Consider the following 19,306-nt stretch of genomic DNA (forward strand, 5'->3'; position numbering starts at 1 on the left):
AGGTTTGGTCAGTTCTTGTCGACCGGGCGCGAGCGCATGCGCGAAACGGTTTCGCGTTCGGCCCGCTTGCAGCGCATCGGGGGCAGCCCGCGATCCATCAGGCTCATGTCTTCGAGCACCATATCACCCATGCGCTTGAAGGCGATATCGAGCGCCCCGGCACGATGGGCCGAGCGCAGAAACCCCTTAAGCTGGCGTAGTTTGTGGTCGGCGGCCAGCGGCTCTTGCGGGAACACGTCGCTGGCAGCAACGATGTGGCCACTCTCGACCGCGTCGATCAGCGCCGGAAAATCGACGACATCGGCGCGGCTGAGCAGGATGAGGGCGGCGCCCCGGTGCATCCTGGCAAAGCAGCGAGCGTCCAGAAAACCCTGGTTTTCCGAGGTAACGGCCGCCACCACGAAGACAAGGTCGGACTGGGTCAGCACCGCGTCGAGGCTGGCCGGCGTGACATTGTTCTCCACCAGCACCGATGGCGGCAGCCAGGGGTCATAGACCTTGATTTGGGCCCGGAAACCGGTCAGCAGGCGATTGAGTGCCCGGCCCAGATCGCCAAAGCCGACAATGCCGATATCGGCGCCTGACAGCAGCCGCGCCGAGGTGTTGCCATCGCCTCCCCAGCGTTCGCGGCCCTGCTGGAAGGCGATATCGGCCTCGGTAATGCCGCGAAACAGGTCAAGCGCCAGACCGAGCCCCAGCTCGGCCACGGGCTCGGCAAAAACCGCGCCGGTGGTCACCACATGGATGCCGCGCTGAAACAGGGTCTCATAGGGCATATTGTTGATCAGATTGCTTTCGACATTCAGCACGCAGCGCAGGCTGGCCAGCTTGGCCAGGGTCTGGTCGGAAATCGGCGGCTGCCCGATAATATAGACCGCGCGGGCCAGCACCGCGTCACCCAGCAGGGCAAACCGATCCGGCGCGGTCTCGACCACCTCATAGCTGTCAAACAGCTTCTGCTTCTGCGCCGGGGTGAAGATAAGATCGAGCGTGCGGGGCTCGGGAACGCTGATGACAAGTGGCTTGGTCTGGCTGTTCAACTTGGACTCCTCGGCGCTGGGCCCATCCAGGGACCTTGGCAATATCGGACGCGCATGGCGCGGTGGCGGGCTATAGCGTCACCCATTCCCCGCTGTGATGCGAACGGGCCATGGCATGCACCGCCTGCTCGATTTGCAGCCCGCCGGCAAAGTCGATGATCCGCGCCGGGCGACCGGCAATGGCGGCCAGCACTTCATGGGCCTCGATGACCTTGAGGTCGTTAAAACCCAAGCCGTGGCCGGGCGCCGGCACAAAGTGCTGATAAGGCTCGTGCGCCGGTCCCATCAACACATTGGTGAAACCTTGTGTCCGGGTCGATCCGTCGGCGCGATAGATCGAGAATTCGTTCATCCGCTCCTGATCATAGACGATCGTGCCGCCTGAGCCGAACAGCTGCAGCGCCAGGCGTCCCTTGCGCCCCCAGGCCGCGCGGTTGAGGGCCAGAATGCCCGAAATCCCGCCCTCGATCTCCAGCATGACATTGGCAATATCCCAGGTTTCGACCGGGCGCTGCCCGCCCTCGGGGGTTGGCCTGGTCGGATAGGGCTTGGCCATGGTTGCGCAGACCCGCTCCACCCGACCCAGCAATACGGCCAGCAGGGACAGCGGATGCACGCCGAAATCGTCGAGCGCCCCATAGCCGGAGGAGGCCTGGCTCTTCCAGTAGAACTGTGCCGCGGGGTCGGCCATGAAATCTTCGTCCATCTCCAGCCGGACATGGTTGACCACGCCGATCGCGCCCTCGGCAATCAGCGCCCCGATCTGCCTGATGGCCGGGTTCTGGATATAGTTATAGCCCAACGCCGCGACCGTCCCTGAGCGCTGCGCTGCGGCGGCCATCCGTTCGGCGTCGGCCAGCGACACCGCCATCGGCTTTTCGCACCAGACATGCTTGCCCGCCTCGAGCGCTGCGATCGCCATCTCGGCATGGAACTGGTTGGGTGTGGTGATCGACACCACCGCCACGTCGGGGTCGGCGATCAGCACGCGCCAATCCCCGGTGGCTTTGGCAAAGCCAAATTCATCCGCCTTTTGGGCTGCCAGTTCGGGGCTGACTTCTGCCAGATGCACGAGACGCGGGCGTAGCGCGTCCCCGAACACCGGGGTCACCGCATTCCACGCCAGGGCGTGGCACTTTCCCATATAGCCGGTGCCGATAAGGCCGACGCCAATCGTGTTCACAGCCAAGCCTCCCCTAGCGACCGGTCAAAAGGAAAGCGCTCCTAAGAGCGCTTTCCCAGTGCAATGGCGAGAGCCGCCCTTACTGATATTCGGCGGCATTCTCTTCGGTTACCAGCACGGTGCCGGTATCGATCCAGGCATCCAGCGTCTTGCCGGCGGTGAGATCGACCAGCGCCTGGATGCCGTAGCCGCCGATATTGCCGGGGGCCTGGGCAATGGTGGCGGTCATTTCGCCAGCCAGGATGGAAGCGGCTGCGTCCGGATTGGCGTCGAATCCGACAACCATCACCTTGTCCAGCATGGCGGCGGCCTTCAATGCCTCAACGGCGCCCAGGGCCATATTGTCGTTCGACCCGAAGATCGCCTTGATGTTGGGATTGCCCGCCAGGATGGTTTCGGTAACGGTCAGGCCCTTGGCGCGGTCCCATTCAGCGGTCTGCTCGGCCACGACCTTGAGGCCGCAGGCTTCAAGTCCGGACTTGGAGCCTTCGGCGCGAGCCTGGCCGGTCGACTGGCTGACCAGACCCTGCAGGATGGCGACGTCCGAACCGGATTCGACATTGTCGCAGATATATTTGGCGGCAAGCGAGGCGCCAGCGGCATTGTCGGTGCCGATAAAGGTCACGCCCTCATTGGTGCCGCGGGTGTCAACGAAGACCACCGGGATGCCGGCCGCCTTGGCTGCTTCAACCACCGGCGCCAGCGCATTGGGGTCGGTGGGGGCCAGCGCGATGCCGTCAACGCCCTGGGCGATGAGGTCTTCCATCTGGCTGATCTGCGCCTGCACGTCCGATTCCGCGGGCGGGGCCACCACAATCACCTCGACGCCGAGTTCGGCGCCCTTGGCCTTGGCGCCGGCCTCGACCGCTGCCCAGAATGGATTGCCTGCGCCCGGGCCCTTCATGCCCAGCACATAGGTCTGGGCCTGGGCGCCCAATGTCGTTGCGCCTACCATGGCAATGAGCGCCACGCCGGCATAAAGCCACTTGTTCATGTTCTTCTCCCTTGTCGTCTCCCTCTCCCGTGCTGCCGGTCGGGAGACATAACCCGGCAGCTTATCCCTTGATTGCCGCGACCCGGTCTCAGTGACGGAGCGAGGCCTTCCGCCGCAGCACGTCGATATAGACGGCGATGATGATGACCAGTCCGATCAGGATCTGCTGCCAGAAGGCGCTGACATTGTTGATGTTGAGCCCATTGCGCAGGATGCCCATGATCAGCACGCCCGCCAGCACGCCCAGCACGGTGCCGCGCCCGCCGAAAAACGAGGCCCCGCCAATGATCACCGCCGCAATGGCATCGAGCTCGATGCCGATGCCGGCATTGGGAAAACCACTGTCGGTGCGTCCCGCCAGCAGCAGACCGGCCAGCCCGGCAAAGAACCCGCAGATCATATAGACGACGACCAGAACCCTATCGACATTGATGCCGGAAACCCGCGCCGCATGCGGATTGCCGCCAATGGCATAGATATGCCGACCCATCGACGTGCGGGTGAGAAAGAACCACAGTCCCACCGCGCAGACCGTAACCACGATAAGGCTGGCGGGCAGCCCGGCGGGCGGCGCGAAGATGCCGAAATCGAAATAGGCCTGGCCCAGATAGCGGACCTCGGGCTGCAGGCCGGAAACCGGGGCGCCATTGGTGACGAGGAAGGTCAGGCCCCGGGCGATATTGAGCGTGCCCAAGGTCATGATGAAAGGGTGGGGCAGCCGGAGCCAGGTGAGCCCGACCCCGTTGACCCAGCCCACCACGATTCCCACCGCCGGCCCGATCAGCAGCACGAGCGGCCAGGGCACGCCGGCGCGGCTGGCAATGGCGATGGTGACCATGGAAAGCGCCATGGTGGAGCCCACGGACAGATCGATGCCCGCGGTGATGATCACCACCAGCATGCCCAGCGCCAGCAAGGCCAGGCTGGCATTCTGCTTGAGGATATTGGTGAGGTTCTGCGCGCTGAGAAACACGTCGGGCCGGATCGCCGCCAGCACCAGCATCATCACCACGACGACGATGAGAATGCCGTAGCTCTCGAGGAACTTGCCCATGTTGAAGCCGTCGGCCATGGCGCCCCGGTCAGTTGAGTTGGTCATGCGCCAGGCCCTCGTTGTGTCCCTTGGTGCCCATGATCCAGCCGATGACCTCGTTGCGATGGGTCCCATCGAGTGGGGCCTCGGCGAAGTTGGATCCCTGGTACAGCGCCATCACACGATCGCAGCAGTAGAATATATCGTCCATGCGGTGCGAGATGATGATCACGGCGACGCCGTGTTGCTTGAGCGACTTGATGAGGTCGAGCACCTTGCCCACTTCCTTGATGGCAAGGGCAGCGGTGGGTTCGTCCATGATGACAAGCTTGGCGTCGAACGCGGTGGCGCGCGCAATGGCCACCGCCTGGCGCTGCCCCCCCGAGAGGTCCTCGGCATTCTGATCAACTGACTTGACGCTGATATGGAGCCGATCAAGGTGCTCGGCCGCCATGGTCCTGGCCTTGGCATGGTCGACCAGCGTAAGCGGCCCCAACTTGCGGCCCGGCTCGCGCCCCAGATAGATATTCTCGTAGATTGGCAGGTTTCCGGCCAGCGCAAAGTCCTGATAGACCATTTCGATGCCGCGCCGCTGGGCATCCTTGGGGCTCGCAAAACGCACCGGCTGGCCGTCAAACAGCAACTGGCCCTCGCTGGGAACGAAGAGTCCCGAGAGGATTTTCATCAGTGTCGACTTGCCGGCGCCATTGTCGCCGACGACGCCCAGCACCTCGCCCGGCGCCACGTGAAAATTGATGTCGTGAAGCGCCGTGATCGCCCCGAAATATTTGGATATGCCGCGCGCCTCCAATAGCGCGCCCGGTGGCGATTGCCGCACTGGCTCCATGCAAACCTCCTCGAACGCCGCGCTCTCTTGGTGGAACGATTTCAGCGCTACAAATTACTTTGGAACTTTCATTCTATTTTTGTCCACTCGTCAAGTGCTGCTTTGATCATGCGGGACTGCACCAGATAAGCAAGTGTCATCAGGGGTCACCAGCGCCATCGATTGCTGGTGGTCGCCGCCATCAGCTCCGGTGGCTGGATGACAGGCTGGCGTTATCACGCCCTGGCCTCGTGCCGGATGTGGGGAGCGCCCTAACGGCCGCAATCGGGCATGCGGATGACGACCGGCCGCAGTGCAAAGCCCGGAATCCAGCTCTGAGGCTACGCTGATCGTCGGGTCAGTTTTCCGTGGGTCGGGTCCAGCCGAGGCGGCTCTCGACCCGACGGGCAGCATCCCGGACCAGCGCAATCAGATCGGGGTTCTGCTGATGCACCTTGTGCTCGGGCACCACGATGGACATCGTGGCGTGGCACCGTCCTGAACGGTCCAGCACAGGCGCGGCAATACAGGCGACGGCAAAATCGGACTCGCCTGCCTGGATCGAAAGCCCCTGCGCCAGCGCTTCATGGGCATTGGCGGCCAGCACGCGCGGATCGGTTTCAGCCCGCCCGGTGGGCGACACGCGCGCAGATCGGCCAAAAATGGTCAGCAATTCGTCTTCGGGCAGATGCCCGACCAGCAAGCGTCCCGAAGCGGTCCAGTTCAGGGGGCTGCGCGAACCAATGCGCGAGCTGACATTGAACTGACCCGTGCCGTCCTCCATGGCCAGCACCACCATCATATCCTGGTCGCGACCACACACTTGCACCGTTTCGCCCGACTGACGCGCCAGCTCATGCATTTCGGGCGTGGCTGCACTCAACAGGTCCAGGCTGCGCGCATAGCTCAGACCGTAGTGATACAGCCGCTGCCCCAACCAGATCAGGCCATTGTCGTCGCGGTCGAGCAGATCCTTGGCCACGAGGTCATCTATAATCGAGTAGATGGTGGACAGCGGTGCGCCGACAGCCCGGGCGATCTCATAGGCGGTGCTGGCCTGCTCGACCCGCTGCAGATGATCGAAAATCTGCAGCGCCCGGTCGATGCCGCTGGTGCGCGAGCGCCGGGGCGCCGGATCGGTGTTGCTATCGGTATCGCTCACAATGGGCTCCAGCCGCTCGGGTCGGTTCATCTACGCGTTCAGTCGGGCCAATTCAATATTGCCGCTTCCTGCGCCAGCAGGCGCTCGTGGAGTGGGGTGAAGATAATTTCATTGGAGCGCTGCGCGCGGTCCAGTTCCTCGATCAGCCGCTCGGCGACGATGGCTTCCTCATCGGGGTGCAGGTTGCACGGATCAAGGAAGAAATGGCCATGCTCGGCCTCGTGGTCGCGCACGATGACCGGGCGGTCGCCGCGCGCCAACGCGCCGGCCAGGTCCCAGGCGGTGATGCGCGCCGTCTCGGGATCAATACCGACCTTGAGCCGGTCCAGCGGATTGTCGGTGGGGTCGGGGACGATGGTGGCGGTGACGCCGGGACGACCGGCCAGGGTCTCGACCCATAGATCAAGCGCGGTGCGCTCACGGGCGCGAATGCCGGCATGGTCACGCACCTTCCAGGCTTCGAGTGCGGCGATGACGCCGGCAATGCCCTCCTTGCCGACCTTCATGCCGCGACCGATGCCGCGGTTCTGCAAGTAGATATTGCGGACGAACTGCTTGTCGCCTGCGCAAATGCCCGAGGTCGGGCCACCGAGGAATTTGTGGCCCGAATAGAGCACCACATCGGCGCCATCAGCGAGGAACTTGCGCAGGTCATATTCCGACGCCGCATCGACAATGACCTTGACGCCCCTGGCGTGACAGACTTCGGCGAAGGTCTTGAGCGGGATCTGGCCGTAGTCGACCACGTGATGGGAGACAACGAACACCGCCGCGACGGTGCGCTCGGTGATGGCACCGGCCAGCTGATAGGCGTGGGCGCTGGTTGCCTGACCGACCGGCACGAGCTTGCCGCCGGCCAGGCGGATGGCCTGGTCCACCGGCGCGCCATAGCTGACCATATGACCGGTCTGGATCAGCACTTCGTTATTGAGACTGCCGGTATCGGGCAGTTGCTCAATAGCCCAGAGATTGTCGCCGGTGATGGCGGCCGCCACAGCAAGGCTGATGCCTGCCGAGCAGGATGCCGTGACGAACCCGGCTTCGGCACCGGTGAGGTCGCTAATCGCCGTGCTGGCGCGGCGGTACAGTTCGCCCATCTCGACGAACTGGCTCAGAATTCTGGTGATGGCCGTCACCGCTTCGGGCACCACGATGGACGCCCCCAGCGAGGTCATGGTGCCCGAGACATTGATCACCGGGCGGAGGCCCAACTGGGCGCGGATATCCTGAGTCATCTATTCACTCTCGATTGGTGCTGCCGCGCTGCGGCATTGATTTATCTGGTTGGCTAAACGACCTAGTCGAAGGCCACGATCGCCTCGATCTCGACGGTGATCTGGTTGGGCAAGGAGGCAAATCCAACCGCCGAGCGCGCATGGACGCCGCGCTCGCCGAACACCGCATTCATCAGATCCGAACAGCCATTGATGACCGCCGGATGATCGCCAAAATCCGGTGCGGCGTTGACCATGCCGAGCAATTTGACCACCCGTCGTACCCGGCCGAGATCGCCGAGCGCGGCATGCATCACGGCAACCAGATTGATCCCGGTGAGCCGTGCATGGGCATAGGCCTCCTCTACCGACACGTCAGTGCCGACCTTGCCAGCATAAAGCCGGCCATCGGGTTCAGTGGGGCCCTGCCCCGACAGGAACAGCAACTGGCCTTCAAACACATGAGTGACGAAATTGGCGATCGGCGGCGGCGCATCGGGCAACACAATACCCATGGCCGCCAGCCGATCGTAGGGGGCCGCAACTGGCCGCTTGGCAAGCTCGGAAATGCTCATAGGTAGAACTCCACTAAAACGAAAGCTCGCCGTGACGAATGCAGGCGACATGATGATTGCCGCCGATATGCTCGACAGGCGGAATGACTTGGGCGCAGGCCTCGATCGCCATCGGACAGCGGGTGCGGAAGACGCAGCCAGAGGGTGGATTGATCGGGGAGGGAATGTCGCCCTGCAACGGCACATGGGTGCGCTTGCGCGTGGGATCGGGCACTGGCGCCGTGGCCAGCAATGCCTTGGTATAGGGATGGCGCGGACGGGCATAGACTTGGCGCGACGGGCCGCGCTCCATCACCCGGCCGAGATACATCACCACGACATCGTCGCACAGATACTCAACCACGCTGAGATCATGGGCGATGAACAGCATGGTCAGGCCCAACTGCTGCTGCAACTCACCGAGCAGGTTCAGCACCTGTGCCTGCACCGAAACGTCGAGCGCTGATACCGGCTCGTCAGCCACAATGAAGTCGGGCTCGACCGCCAGGGCGCGCGCAATGCCGATCCGCTGGCGCTGACCGCCCGAGAATTCATGGGGGAACCGTCGCGCATAGTCGGGCGACAACCCCACCAGCGTGAGCAGTTCTGCGATGCGCTCGCGCCGTTTGCTGCCGCGAGGATAGCCGCAGGCATCGAGCGCTTCGCTGATGATGGCATCGATGCGCAACCGTGGATTGAGGCTCGAATAGGGGTCCTGGAAGACGATCTGCAGGCGCTTGCGCCACTGTTTCATCTCGCGCGGCTGCAGCGCGAAGATATCGGTACCGTCAAAGATTGCCTGACCCGACGTGGGCTCGACCAGTCGCAGGAGCGAGCGGCCAGCAGTGGTCTTGCCCGAACCGCTTTCGCCGACCAGGCCAACAGTGGTGCCGCGACGGATATCAAAGCTCACGTCTTCGACGGCGTGGACAATGCGGCCATTGCGGCCAGTGAAATGCTTGGTCAGCCCGCGCACGCTGAGCAGCGGGGTCTCATCGCTCGGCTCGGTCATAGCTCGTGGCTCCTGATGCAGCGCGAAAAGGTCTCTGGCCCGGCCGGGATCAGGGGCGGCAAGGCGGCGCTGCAGGCCGCAATGGCCATTGAGCAGCGTGGCTCGAAGGCGCAGCCGGGTGGCAGATTGGTGATCGGCGGCACCGAACCGGGAATGGAATAAAGTGCCCGACGCTCGCCGTCGGTACCCAGGTCACGCGTGGCGTCGGGCGTGCAGGCCAGCAGTCCTCTGGTATAGGGATGCTTCTGGTGCGCGAACAGTGAGTTGACCGGCGCCTGCTCGACGACGCGGCCGCCATACATCACCACAACGTCATGGGCGACTTCCGCCACCACGCCCAGATTATGGGTGATGAACAGGATCGACATGCCGAACTGGGCCTGCAGGCGCTGCAACAGATCAAGGATCTGCGCCTGGATGGTCACGTCCAGCGCCGTGGTCGGCTCGTCGGCGATCAGCAGCGAGGGATTGCAGCTCAGCGCCATGGCGATCATGACGCGCTGGCGCATGCCGCCCGACATCTGGTGCGGATATTCGTCCAGCCGCCGCGCCGCATCGGGGATTTCGACATGCTGGAGCATTTCGAGCGCCCTGGCCCGGGTCTCACCGCGAGCGAGCGGGGTGTGCAGCGCGATCATCTCGCCGATCTGGTCGCCCACCGTATAGAGCGGGTTGAGAGAGGTCATCGGCTCCTGGAAGATCATGGCAATCTCGCGGCCTCGGATGGCGCGAAACTGGCTGGGCTCGAACTGCGCCAGGTCCTCCACCTGTCCGGCCCGGTCGCGGAACAGGATTTCGCCACCGGCAATGCGTCCCGGCTTGGCCAGCAGCCCCATGATGGAGAGGCTGGTCACCGATTTTCCCGAACCGGATTCCCCGACCACGGCCAGCGTCTTGCCGCGCTTGAGGTCAAAGGTCACGCCATCAACGGCCTTGGCGGTAGCGCGCTTGCTGACGAACCAGGTCTTGAGGTCGCGGACCGATAGAATGGTGTCCGCTGGCAGGGGCGCCGTCATGACGTCCACCCGCAGCTGGGGCATTTGTGACCGGGGTCCCCGGCGGCAATCGGCTGGTGCCGGTGGGCGGCAACGGCCTCGGCGCCCAGGATGGCGTAGCGTGGCTCGAAGGTCTGGTGCAGCGTGCTGCTTGCGCCCTGACTATCGGTGACGACGAGGTCGCCATCGACCAGGTCGAACAGGGTGAACTCGGCCGGCTTGCCTTTGCTCAGCAGGGTGTCGGCGGGCTTGTTGATGGCGCGCTTGGGGGCCGTTGAGGAGGCGATGATCACGTCCTCCATGCCCATGCCGAGCGACAGCAGTTTGCTCATCGTCGTCGCCAGATCCCACACCGAGGTGTCGAGCGAGCGATTGTGCAAATCGGTGGATATGGTGGTTGGCTTCAACCCGCGCTCCAGCGCTGCCTTGCCCACATCGAACGAGAACGATGCGCCGCCATGGCCGACATCAAGGATGATACCGCGCCGGGCGGCTTCCTCAGCGAGGGTATAGAGATCCTCGTCCTCGATGATCGAGCCGCCCTGCTTGCCATTGAAGCAATGGGTGACGATGTCGCCCTCGGTCAAGAGGCCCAGCACGTCATCGTAAAGCGGCGGCGGTTCGCCGACATGCACCATGACGGGCAGATCAAGCACGCGGCAGATCTTCTTGGCCAGCTTGAGCGGCACCAGATCCCAACCGCCCGAGATAACCGCGCTGGCGCGAACCTTGAGGCCAACGATGACGTCACGATTTGCCTTGATCACGGCAATGGTGCGGTCGATGTCGATCGAGCGCATATCCTGCAATTCGGTTACCCGGTTGCAGGCGACCAGCCCGATCGAGCCAAGGTTGAGAAAGGCGTAGATATTCTCGCGGGCCGGCTCGATGATGAATTCGCGCAGGCCGTGGAAATTGGCTTCACCGGCCGAGCCGGCGTCAACGATGGTGGTGACGCCGCGCGCCGCGCCACCCTGTTCGGGGCGGATCGAAATATCGGTGCCGCCATACCAGACATGGGCATGCAGATCGGTCCAGCCGGGCGAGATGAAGGCTCCCCTGGCCTCGACCACCTTGGCCGTGTCAGCAGCAATCGTGGCGCCGACATCAAGGATTGCCCCATCAGCGCCTACCAGCACATCGAGCACTGGCGGCAGGCCGGGCTGCGCAAAGCCGACGGGCCTGGCGCCCTTGATCAGCAGGTTCTGGGGTTGCGGTTTGAAACGGTTATCGAACATCAGATATCCTTGGCGAGGCGCGGGTCGAGGAAATCGCGCAGGCCGTCGCCCACAAGTTGCAGCGAAAGTACGGTGATGATGATGGCCCCACCGGGGAACCACATGATCCAGGGCGCCTGCTCAAGATATTGCCGGCCGACAGAAATCATGGTGCCCCAGGTCGGGATGTCGGGCGAAATGCCGACACCGAGAAATGACAGTCCGGCCTCGGCCAGGATGGCATTGGCGAAGATGAAGGTGGCCTGCACCAGCAGCGGCGAGGTGAGGTTACGCAGCACATGGCGCACCAGGATCACCGGCGTCGGCACGCCAAGCGCCCGCGCTGCCTCGACATAGGGCAGCTCCCGGATCACCAGCGTCGAGGCGCGCACAACGCGGGCCAATCGCGGCGCATAGACCACACCCAGGGCAATCACCACATTGGTGGCCGATGCACCGAGCGCCGCCACCAATGCAATGGCCAGCAGGATGTCAGGAAAGGCCATCATGGCATCGATCAGGCGCGACACCGGGGCATCAAGCCGACGGAAGAAGCCCGCCAGCAACCCGAGGAATACCCCGACGATCGATGCAAAGATCACCACGGCAAAGCCGACTGTGATCGAGGTGCGGCCTGAATACAGCACGCGGGTGAACACGTCGCGACCCAGATCATCGGTGCCGAACAGATGCTGCCATGTCGGCGGCTGCAGGCGGCTGCGCACTGCCAGTTGGGCCGGATCATAGGGCGAGATCACCGGAGCCAGCAGCGCCAGCACGATCATGGCGATGATGATCAGCAATCCGGCCATGGCTGTCGGCCGGCTGGCCATCTTCATCAGCAGATTGGGTTCGCGGAACCCACTTTGAGCAATGGCGGCCATCAGTAACGCACCCGGGGGTCGACGATGAGATAGAGCATGTCGATGATGAAATTGACGAGGACGTAGAGCCCGGCGACTACCAGCAGCGCCCCCTGGATCAGGGGATAATCACGCCGCAGCACCGCCGAGACGATGAGGCTGCCCACCCCTGGCAGGCCGAATACGGTTTCGGTGACGATGGCACCCGAAATCAGCAGCGCCGCCGTCAGGCCGATCACCGTCAGGATGGGGATCAACGCATTCTTGAGCGCATGCTTGACCACAACGCGCCACTCGCTCATGCCCTTGGAGCGGGCGGTGCGCACATAGTCGTCATTGAGCACATCGAGCATCGAGGCGCGGGTGAAGCGGGTGATCAGCGCCGAGCTGATCAAACCCAGCGTGACCGCCGGCAGCACCAGATGGTGCATGCGTTCGCCGAAACTGGCGCCCGGCCCGCCATAGCCGGAAGTATCGAACCAGCCGAGCTTGACCGCAAAGAACTGCATGAAAATCAGCCCGAGCCAGAAGCTGGGGATGGAGGCGGCAAACATGGCCAGCGTCGTCGCGGCCTGGTCGAACGCCGAACCGCGCCAGTAGGCCGACAGCACCCCCACCGGCAGGGCGATCAGCGTGGCAATGGCCAGCGAGAAAACGGTGAGGAAGAAAGTCGGTTCGGCGCGCTGCCAAAGCGCATCGGTAACCGGCATGTTGAGAAAGATCGACTGGCCGAAGTCGCCGCGCAGGATGCCGCCAATATAGCTGAGGAATTGCTGGGGAATCGAGGCGTCGAGGCCCAGCCGTTGGCGCAAGCTGGCGATGTCGGCTGCGGTGGCGTCAGGCCCCAGCATCACTGCGGCCGGATCACCCGGCGTTACCCGAACGATTACGAAGACGATGGTGACGACCAGCGCCATCACGATCAACATGCCGAAAATGCGATTGAATGCGGATCGGATCATGGTGCTGTCAGAATCCTCGTCAAACAGATGCGTAAGAGGCCCGCCGCAGCTGAAACTGCGACGGGCAGGCCTATTAGGCCTATTCGGTCAGGTAGGCATTCCAGAAATAGGGCCACGGCGACGGTGTCACACCATCAAGGGCCGGGTTCTGGGCAGCCAGAGCGTTGAAGTTGCCGACCTTGTAGCCGGGCACTTCATCATAGATCACCTTCTGCACCTCGACGAACAATTCAGCGCGCTTGGCGGGGTCGCTCTCAGCGTTGAAGGCTTCGACTGCAGCATGCTTGGCATCAGTTGCCCACCAGCCGGGCGAGGTGTCCGACATGATGCCCATCAGCGAGGGTTCCGGCAGGAACGGACTATGGGTGATGTAGATATCCCAGAGCGCCGGATCGGCACGGTTGGTGGTCAGCGTTGCCCATTCCACCACATCGAGTTGCACCTTGAAGCCGGCAGCTTCGAGGTATGCCTGAGCCACGAGCGCCATCTTGTAGTGGAACTCATACTGGCGGCTGGTCAGGATGCGGAGCGGACTCCCGTCATAGCCGGCTTCGGCCAGCAGGGCCTTGGCAGCCTCGGTGTCGCCGAGCGGCTTATAGGCTTCGGTGCCCACTTCGGAATGCCAGGAGAAGCTGTCCGGGTACCAGGCAGCGTCGATCGAGAAGAAATCTTCCGAGCCGAATGCCGCCAGCATCATGTCTTCGGGCGCCAGGGCGGCCTGGATCGCCTTGCGAACGCGGATGTCGGCATTGAGGCCTTCCTTGGTGTTCATCATGAACACCGGCCAGCCGAATGGCGCCAGCACCACAGGTTCGGTCGCACCGTCGGTGATCTGCTGGAAGGCTTCGACCGGCAACTGGTCGACATAGTCATACTGACCAGCCATGGCCGCGCCGATGCGGGTATTGGGATCGGGAACCGGCACAAAGCGGATTTCGTCGAGATACTGGTTGCGTGCGCCGCCGTAACCGTCGATCTCGCCGCCCAGTGACTGGTAGCCATCAAAACGAACCAACTGGATGTACTGGTCCGGAAGGCGTTCCTTCAGCTTGTAAGGACCCGTACCGATGAAGCTGGTCAGCGGATCCTGGGCAGCATTGGCCGCCGGGATGATGATCGCGGCAGCATTGTTCAGCGAGAGCAGCGCCAACAGCGGCGCAAAGGGCTTCGACAGCGTGATGGTGACGGTGGAGTCATCGGTGGCAGCGATGCCGGTGATGACTTCGCCGGCCTGTTTGCCGCGGGTGGCGATCTTGATCCAGCGCTCGAGCGAGGCGACAACGTCGGCAGCAGTCATGACGCTGTCGTCATGGAACTTGATGCCGGTACGCAGCGGAATGGTCAGCGTCATGCCGTCTTCGGAGACTGTTGGCAGCGCGGCGGCCAGCAATGGGGTTGGGCCCCACTTGGCGTCGAACGTGTAGAGCGTCTCGAACATGTGCTGGGTGATGATCCCGACCAGATCGGCGGTCGATGCCATCGGGTCAAGGGTCGGCGGCTCACCGATGGTGGCAACATCAATGATGCCGCCATTGGTCTGGGCATAGGCCAAAGTGTTTGTCGAGATCAGTGCAACGGCTGTGGTGGCTACTGCCAACGCAATACGCTTCATCAAGTCCTCCTGTTATTCCATATTACCGGAATATCATCTATTGTTACGGAGGTAGCTTATAGCGGTTGGAGTGGACGTCAAGCTGCAAAAATCAGTTCGCCAGCGTTCAGTGCCGCAATCCCATGACCGCGCCTGCGGGGACGGAATCTGGCGCGAGGCGGAACCGTGGCCAATTTGTGGCGTTGTTTTCCATTGCAATGTTGGAGGGATCGATGGCCACGCACGAATTATCACGACCGACCCGCAAAGGTTTTGGCTTCTGGTGGACGATGTTGGTGGCTTCGATACTGGTGGTATTTGGCCTGCCGATTGCGGCAGGCGGGCTGTGGCTCATCACCCTTGGTGGGTCCTGGTATTACCTGCCCGCCGGGATCGGGCTGTTGCTGACCGCTTATTTCCTGTTCCGCCGGGAGGTGGCAGCGATCTGGACCTATATCATCGTTTTTGCCGCGACTGTGATCTGGGCGCTTTGGGAAGCGGGGCTGGACGGCTGGGCGCAGGTGCCTCGGCTGATCGCGCCCACCGTGGTGCTGCTGCTGGTCTTGACGACGCTTCCAGTGCTCCGGGGCTCCACGCGGCGCTTCGGCTCCGGGATGGCCGCAGCCATGGTAACCCTGGCCGGCGCGCTCGGGGCAATCGGCGTGGCACAGCACAGCGTGGACAGCGCATTTGCGCAAGAGGCCGAGCAGCCGGCCGAGACGGATCCGGAGGGGACGCCGCCCGCGGCTGCGCCGTCGGGTCCGGCCAGCGAGGCCACACCTGCTGAACCTGCTGATCCGGGGGCTCCTGCGGCACCCCCGGTGCCAACAGAGCCAACAGAGGCGACTGAGCCAGTAGAACCCGCCGCACCGGTTGCCAACTATGTGCCGCTCGAGACGGGCGTGGACTGGCCGGCTTACGGGGGCACGCACAAGGCGACCCGCTATTCTCCGCTGACCCAGATCACCCCGGACAATGTCGGCCAGCTCGAGCAGATCTGGGAATTCAGGACCGGCGATCTGCCTGAGAACGACGAACCGTTCGGCAATCAGAATACCCCGGTCAAGGTCGGCGAGCGGCTATACCTCTGCTCGGCGCTCAACAGGATCAGTGCGCTTGATGCCGCAACGGGCACCGAACACTGGACCTATGACCCGCAGACATCAATTGATGCCATCGGCTACAACGCGTCGTGCCGCGGGCTGGTATATTTTGAAGATCCGACTGCGGACCAGACAGAGCTGTGCGCAACGCGCGTCGTCAACCTTACCCATGACGCGCGGATGATCGCGCTCGATACCGAAACCGGCCAGCTCTGCGCAGATTTCGGCAATGGCGGGATCGTCAACCTGCTTGAAGGCATCGGCGATACGGCACCGGGTTTTTACGCGCCGACGTCTCCTCCGACCCTGGTGCGGGACGTGCTGGTCGTGGGCAGCCAGGTCAGCGACGGCCAGACGCGCGAGGCGCCCTCGGGCGTTATCCGCGGCTATAGCGCGGTGACGGGCGAACTTGAATGGGCCTGGGACATGGGCCGTCCAGGTGAAACCGGGCTGCCGCCGGAAGGGGAAATCTATACCCCGGGCACACCCAATATGTGGACCATTGCCTCGGGCGATGACGAGTTGGGACTGGTTTATATGCCCATGGGCAACTCGGCTGTGGACTATTGGGGCGGTGACCGCTCGGACGCGGAGAACACCTATTCGACCGCCATCGTGGCGCTCGATGTCGAGACCGGCGAAGTGCGCTGGCACTACCAGACGGTGCACTATGACGTTTGGGACTATGATCTCGGCGGCCAGGGCACGCTAGTGGACTTCCCCACCCCCGATGGCCCTGTTCCGGCCATCGTCATGCCGTCCAAGCAGGCGCAATTCTATATCCTGAACCGCGAGACCGGGGAGCCACTGGTCAATATTGAGGAACGCCCGGCGCCGCAGGGCGGGGTCGAGCCCGAGCGGCTGTCGCCGACCCAGCCTTATGTGACGGACTTCCCCAACCTGCTCAAGCCGACCATCACCGAGGCCGACATGTGGGGCACGACGCCGCTCGACCAGCTATGGTGCCGTATTCAGTTCCGCCAGGCTTCCTACGAGGGCGTGTACACCCCGCCGACGGTTGATCAGCCCTGGATCCAGTTCCCCGGCTATAATGGCGGGACCGATTGGGGCGGCGTGGCGATCGACCCGGAAAAGGGCATCATGATCGCCAATTACAACAACATGCCCAACTACAATCAGCTGGTCCCGCGCGAGGAAGTGGACGCCCTGGGCGTGCTGCCGATCACCGATCCGAACTATGATGCGGATGCAGGCGGCGGGTCCCACGGCAGCATCAGCCCGCAGGCGCAGACGCCCTATGGCATCCGCGTCAATGCGGGGTGGCGGGTGCCGTTCACGGGGCTGCTGTGCGCGCAGCCACCCTATGGCGGGATCGCAGCGATCGACCTCAACACCCGCGAGGTGCTGTGGGATCGTCCGTTCGGCTCTGCCCGCAAGAACGGCCCGTTCGGCATCCCCTCCATGTTGCCGCTGGAAATCGGCACCCCCAACAATGGCGGCGGGGTGATCACCGCTACGGGCCTGTTCTTCATCGGGGCGGCGACGGACGACATCCTGCGCGCCATCGATATCGAAACAGGCGAGGAGGTCTGGCAGACGATTCTTCCGGCGGGCGGCCAGGCGACGCCGATGACCTATGAGGCCAATGGCCGACAGATCGTGGTGATCAACGCAGGTGGCCACGACTTCATGGAGACTCCGATCGGGGATTACTTCATCGCCTATGCGCTGCCGCAGGGTGACGAGGCGGCCCAGCCTTGATTATCGGGCATCTCGGGGCCGAGCGCCTCGGGATGCCCCAAAGCTTTTCCTGAAGACTTCAGTTGGGATGGAATGGACATAGCGTCAGCCTTTTCCTTCGATATGAGCTATTGCGGCCCCCCGCCCTCACCGGACACGCTGTGGGGACGGTGGAATTTCGACCCGGTTCTGCTGGCGGGACTGCTCTGCGTTCTCGGCCTTGCAGCCTTTGCATTGCGCGGCGCGGAACCGAGGCGGCAGCTGGCCTTTGGTGGCGCCTGGGGTATTGCAGCGCTGCTGTTCATTTCGCCGATCTGCGCCCTGACCGTGGCGTTGTTTTCGGCGCGGGTGGGACATCACATCGTCCTGACCATGGTCGTAGCGCCGCTTCTGGCATTCGCCCTGCCGGTTCGCTGGCGGCACGGCGCCAACCTCTTGCCGGCGTTGAGTGTTTCCACGATGGCGCTGTGGCTCTGGCATGTGCCGGATTTTTATGCCTCGGCCTTCATGCATCCCGCACTGTACTGGGCGATGCAGCTGAGCCTGCTTTCGAGTTTCGCCTGGCTCTGGCTTGGATTGCTGCGATCGCCCAACCCACTGGCGGCGGGCGTAACCGCGCTGGCCAGCGCAACCCAGATGGGGCTGCTTGGCGCCTTGCTGGTTTTTGCGCCGCAGCCGCTCTACCTGCCGCATCTGGCGACGACATTGGCGTTCGGGGTCTCACCGGTCGATGACCAGCAGCTTGGCGGATTGATCATGTGGGTGCCGGCCAACCTGCCGCTGCTGGCCGTGGTGCTGTGGCGGCTGGTTGATGTGCTGCAGCCGGGCCGATCGGCGGCCCGATGATCCAGGACTTTGCGATTACCTGGCTCAAATTCATCCATGTCGGCGCAATAGCGCTTTGGTCAGGGGGATTGATCGCCCTGCCGTTTCTGTACCGCCAGCGCCGGGGACTGCAGGATGAGGCCCTGCATCGCCTTCATGCCTTCACGCGGTTTTTCTACGTGGTGCTGGTTTCGCCAGGGGCATTTGCGGCCATTGCTTCGGGCACGGCGCTGATCCTGCTGCAGGGCACCTACGAGAACTGGTTCTCGGCCAAGCTGGTTGCCGTGGCTGCCATGACCGGGCTGCACATCCTGTCGGGGCTGATGATCCTCAAGATCTTTGAACGCACAGGACGCTACCCCACCGTCCAGTTCGTGTTGGTGGTACCGCTGACGCTCGTCGTCGTCAGCGTGATCCTGGCGCTGGTGCTGGGCAAGCCGCGGCTGGACTGGCCCGCAGGGCTGACGACGTTCTTTGCGCCCGGCGCCCTGGGGGAAATGGCGGAACCCCTTATTGGCGGGTGGATATGATGAGGCCGACGCCATGATCGAATACCAGTTTTCCGCCATGCCAACCGGCAAAGGCAACGGCCATGCTGGCGAGCGTCGACAGCATGAGGCCGTTGGGCAGGACCTGCTCGGGGTGGTAGAGCCGCAGCCCGGCATTTGCCCCGGCGGTGGCGACCAGGACCATGGCAGCAATGGCATGGTTCCAGCTGGCGACGCGGACACGAATCCCGGGCACGGCGAGCAATTCGAGCGTCCCTACGATAGAGGCCAGCACGCCGAGCAGGAAGGCGGCGCTGGCAGACCAGATGCCGACCTGCACCCAGAACGGGTCGGCGCTCCACCAGTAGAAGACATCGACGCCCAGGGTTGCGACGACGAAGGCGATTGGAAAATGCACCAACATGGCGTGCAGGGGATGACCGGCGACGGCGACGGCCGAGCTGATATCCTTGTCGGCGACCGAGCGAATATGCGGGTTGGGGTGGGCGGAGTGCGCTTCGGGCGGGGTTTCGTCCTGCTCGT

At 63.4% G+C, this 19,306-nt stretch carries 18 protein-coding genes; 3 read left to right on the forward strand and 15 right to left on the reverse strand.

Annotated elements, in window-relative coordinates; genetic code table 11:
* Window positions 1-8 precede the first annotated feature (8 nt).
* From ABFY71_RS11040 to ABFY71_RS11105, 14 genes are all read right to left on the reverse strand, one after another.
* Window positions 9-1,040: a hydroxyacid dehydrogenase gene (locus ABFY71_RS11040; protein WP_347946035.1), complete on the reverse strand. Its 1,032-nt coding sequence runs from the start codon at window positions 1,038-1,040 to the stop codon at window positions 9-11.
* 70 nt (window positions 1,041-1,110) lie between these two features.
* On the reverse strand, window positions 1,111-2,223 hold the full coding sequence (locus ABFY71_RS11045; RefSeq protein WP_347946036.1) for a Gfo/Idh/MocA family protein: 1,113 nt from the start codon (window positions 2,221-2,223) through the stop codon (window positions 1,111-1,113).
* A gap of 79 nt (window positions 2,224-2,302) precedes the next feature.
* Window positions 2,303-3,217, reverse strand: a complete 915-nt coding sequence (locus ABFY71_RS11050; protein ID WP_305579619.1) for a sugar ABC transporter substrate-binding protein — start codon at window positions 3,215-3,217, stop codon at window positions 2,303-2,305.
* Window positions 3,218-3,305: 88 nt separating this feature from the next.
* Window positions 3,306-4,316: an ABC transporter permease gene (locus ABFY71_RS11055; protein WP_305579620.1), complete on the reverse strand. Its 1,011-nt coding sequence runs from the start codon at window positions 4,314-4,316 to the stop codon at window positions 3,306-3,308.
* Entirely contained in the window at window positions 4,300-5,097 is a 798-nt protein-coding gene (locus ABFY71_RS11060) for an ATP-binding cassette domain-containing protein (protein WP_347946037.1), read from the reverse strand. Before ABFY71_RS11060 ends, ABFY71_RS11055 begins: the two co-directional genes overlap by 17 nt.
* Before the next feature lie 337 nt (window positions 5,098-5,434).
* Entirely contained in the window at window positions 5,435-6,268 is an 834-nt protein-coding gene (locus ABFY71_RS11065; RefSeq protein ID WP_347946038.1) for an IclR family transcriptional regulator, read from the reverse strand.
* An 8-nt stretch (window positions 6,269-6,276) separates the two neighbouring features.
* Window positions 6,277-7,473, reverse strand: coding sequence for an aminotransferase class V-fold PLP-dependent enzyme (locus ABFY71_RS11070; protein ID WP_347946040.1), 1,197 nt, complete (start codon window positions 7,471-7,473; stop codon window positions 6,277-6,279).
* 62 nt (window positions 7,474-7,535) lie between these two features.
* Window positions 7,536-8,027: a RidA family protein gene (locus tag ABFY71_RS11075; RefSeq protein ID WP_347946041.1), complete on the reverse strand. Its 492-nt coding sequence runs from the start codon at window positions 8,025-8,027 to the stop codon at window positions 7,536-7,538.
* Between the two features lie 13 nt (window positions 8,028-8,040).
* Window positions 8,041-9,018 carry an ABC transporter ATP-binding protein gene (locus ABFY71_RS11080; RefSeq protein ID WP_347946042.1) on the reverse strand — a complete coding sequence of 326 codons (978 nt, stop codon included), beginning with the start codon at window positions 9,016-9,018 and terminating at the stop codon, window positions 8,041-8,043.
* Window positions 9,015-10,022: an ABC transporter ATP-binding protein gene (locus ABFY71_RS11085; RefSeq protein ID WP_431021529.1), complete on the reverse strand. Its 1,008-nt coding sequence runs from the start codon at window positions 10,020-10,022 to the stop codon at window positions 9,015-9,017. The genes ABFY71_RS11080 and ABFY71_RS11085 overlap by 4 nt, the downstream gene beginning before the upstream one ends.
* An 8-nt stretch (window positions 10,023-10,030) precedes the next feature.
* Entirely contained in the window at window positions 10,031-11,251 is a 1,221-nt protein-coding gene (locus ABFY71_RS11090) for an amidohydrolase/deacetylase family metallohydrolase (RefSeq protein ID WP_347946044.1), read from the reverse strand.
* The gene (locus ABFY71_RS11095) at window positions 11,251-12,114 is read right to left on the reverse strand and encodes an ABC transporter permease (RefSeq protein ID WP_431021528.1); all 864 of its coding nucleotides are present in this window, start codon (window positions 12,112-12,114) and stop codon (window positions 11,251-11,253) included. The genes ABFY71_RS11090 and ABFY71_RS11095 overlap by 1 nt, the downstream gene beginning before the upstream one ends.
* Complete coding sequence (locus ABFY71_RS11100; RefSeq protein ID WP_305579628.1) at window positions 12,114-13,055, reverse strand: ABC transporter permease; 942 nt, start codon at window positions 13,053-13,055, stop codon at window positions 12,114-12,116. The genes ABFY71_RS11095 and ABFY71_RS11100 overlap by 1 nt, the downstream gene beginning before the upstream one ends.
* A 79-nt stretch (window positions 13,056-13,134) precedes the next feature.
* Window positions 13,135-14,667, reverse strand: a complete 1,533-nt coding sequence (locus ABFY71_RS11105; protein ID WP_347946045.1) for an ABC transporter substrate-binding protein — start codon at window positions 14,665-14,667, stop codon at window positions 13,135-13,137.
* A 275-nt stretch (window positions 14,668-14,942) separates the two neighbouring features.
* Between ABFY71_RS11105 and ABFY71_RS11110 the strand changes: the two genes are divergently transcribed.
* The 3 genes from ABFY71_RS11110 (at window position 14,943) to ABFY71_RS11120 (ending at window position 18,805) form a co-directional block, all read left to right on the forward strand.
* Window positions 14,943-17,471: a membrane-bound PQQ-dependent dehydrogenase, glucose/quinate/shikimate family gene (locus tag ABFY71_RS11110; protein ID WP_347946046.1), complete on the forward strand. Its 2,529-nt coding sequence runs from the start codon at window positions 14,943-14,945 to the stop codon at window positions 17,469-17,471.
* Between the two features lie 72 nt (window positions 17,472-17,543).
* Window positions 17,544-18,296 (forward strand): cytochrome c oxidase assembly protein, encoded by a 753-nt coding sequence (locus ABFY71_RS11115; RefSeq protein WP_347946047.1) that lies wholly within the window; start codon window positions 17,544-17,546, stop codon window positions 18,294-18,296.
* Window positions 18,293-18,805 (forward strand): CopD family protein, encoded by a 513-nt coding sequence (locus tag ABFY71_RS11120; RefSeq protein WP_347946048.1) that lies wholly within the window; start codon window positions 18,293-18,295, stop codon window positions 18,803-18,805. Before ABFY71_RS11115 ends, ABFY71_RS11120 begins: the two co-directional genes overlap by 4 nt.
* Here ABFY71_RS11120 and ABFY71_RS11125 read toward each other — a convergent pair.
* Window positions 18,786-19,253 (reverse strand): DUF2231 domain-containing protein, encoded by a 468-nt coding sequence (locus tag ABFY71_RS11125; protein ID WP_347946114.1) that lies wholly within the window; start codon window positions 19,251-19,253, stop codon window positions 18,786-18,788. The genes ABFY71_RS11120 and ABFY71_RS11125 overlap by 20 nt on opposite strands.
* Window positions 19,254-19,306 lie beyond the last annotated feature (53 nt).

This window comes from Devosia alba (assembly GCF_039938915.1).
GTDB lineage: Bacteria > Pseudomonadota > Alphaproteobacteria > Rhizobiales > Devosiaceae > Devosia > Devosia alba.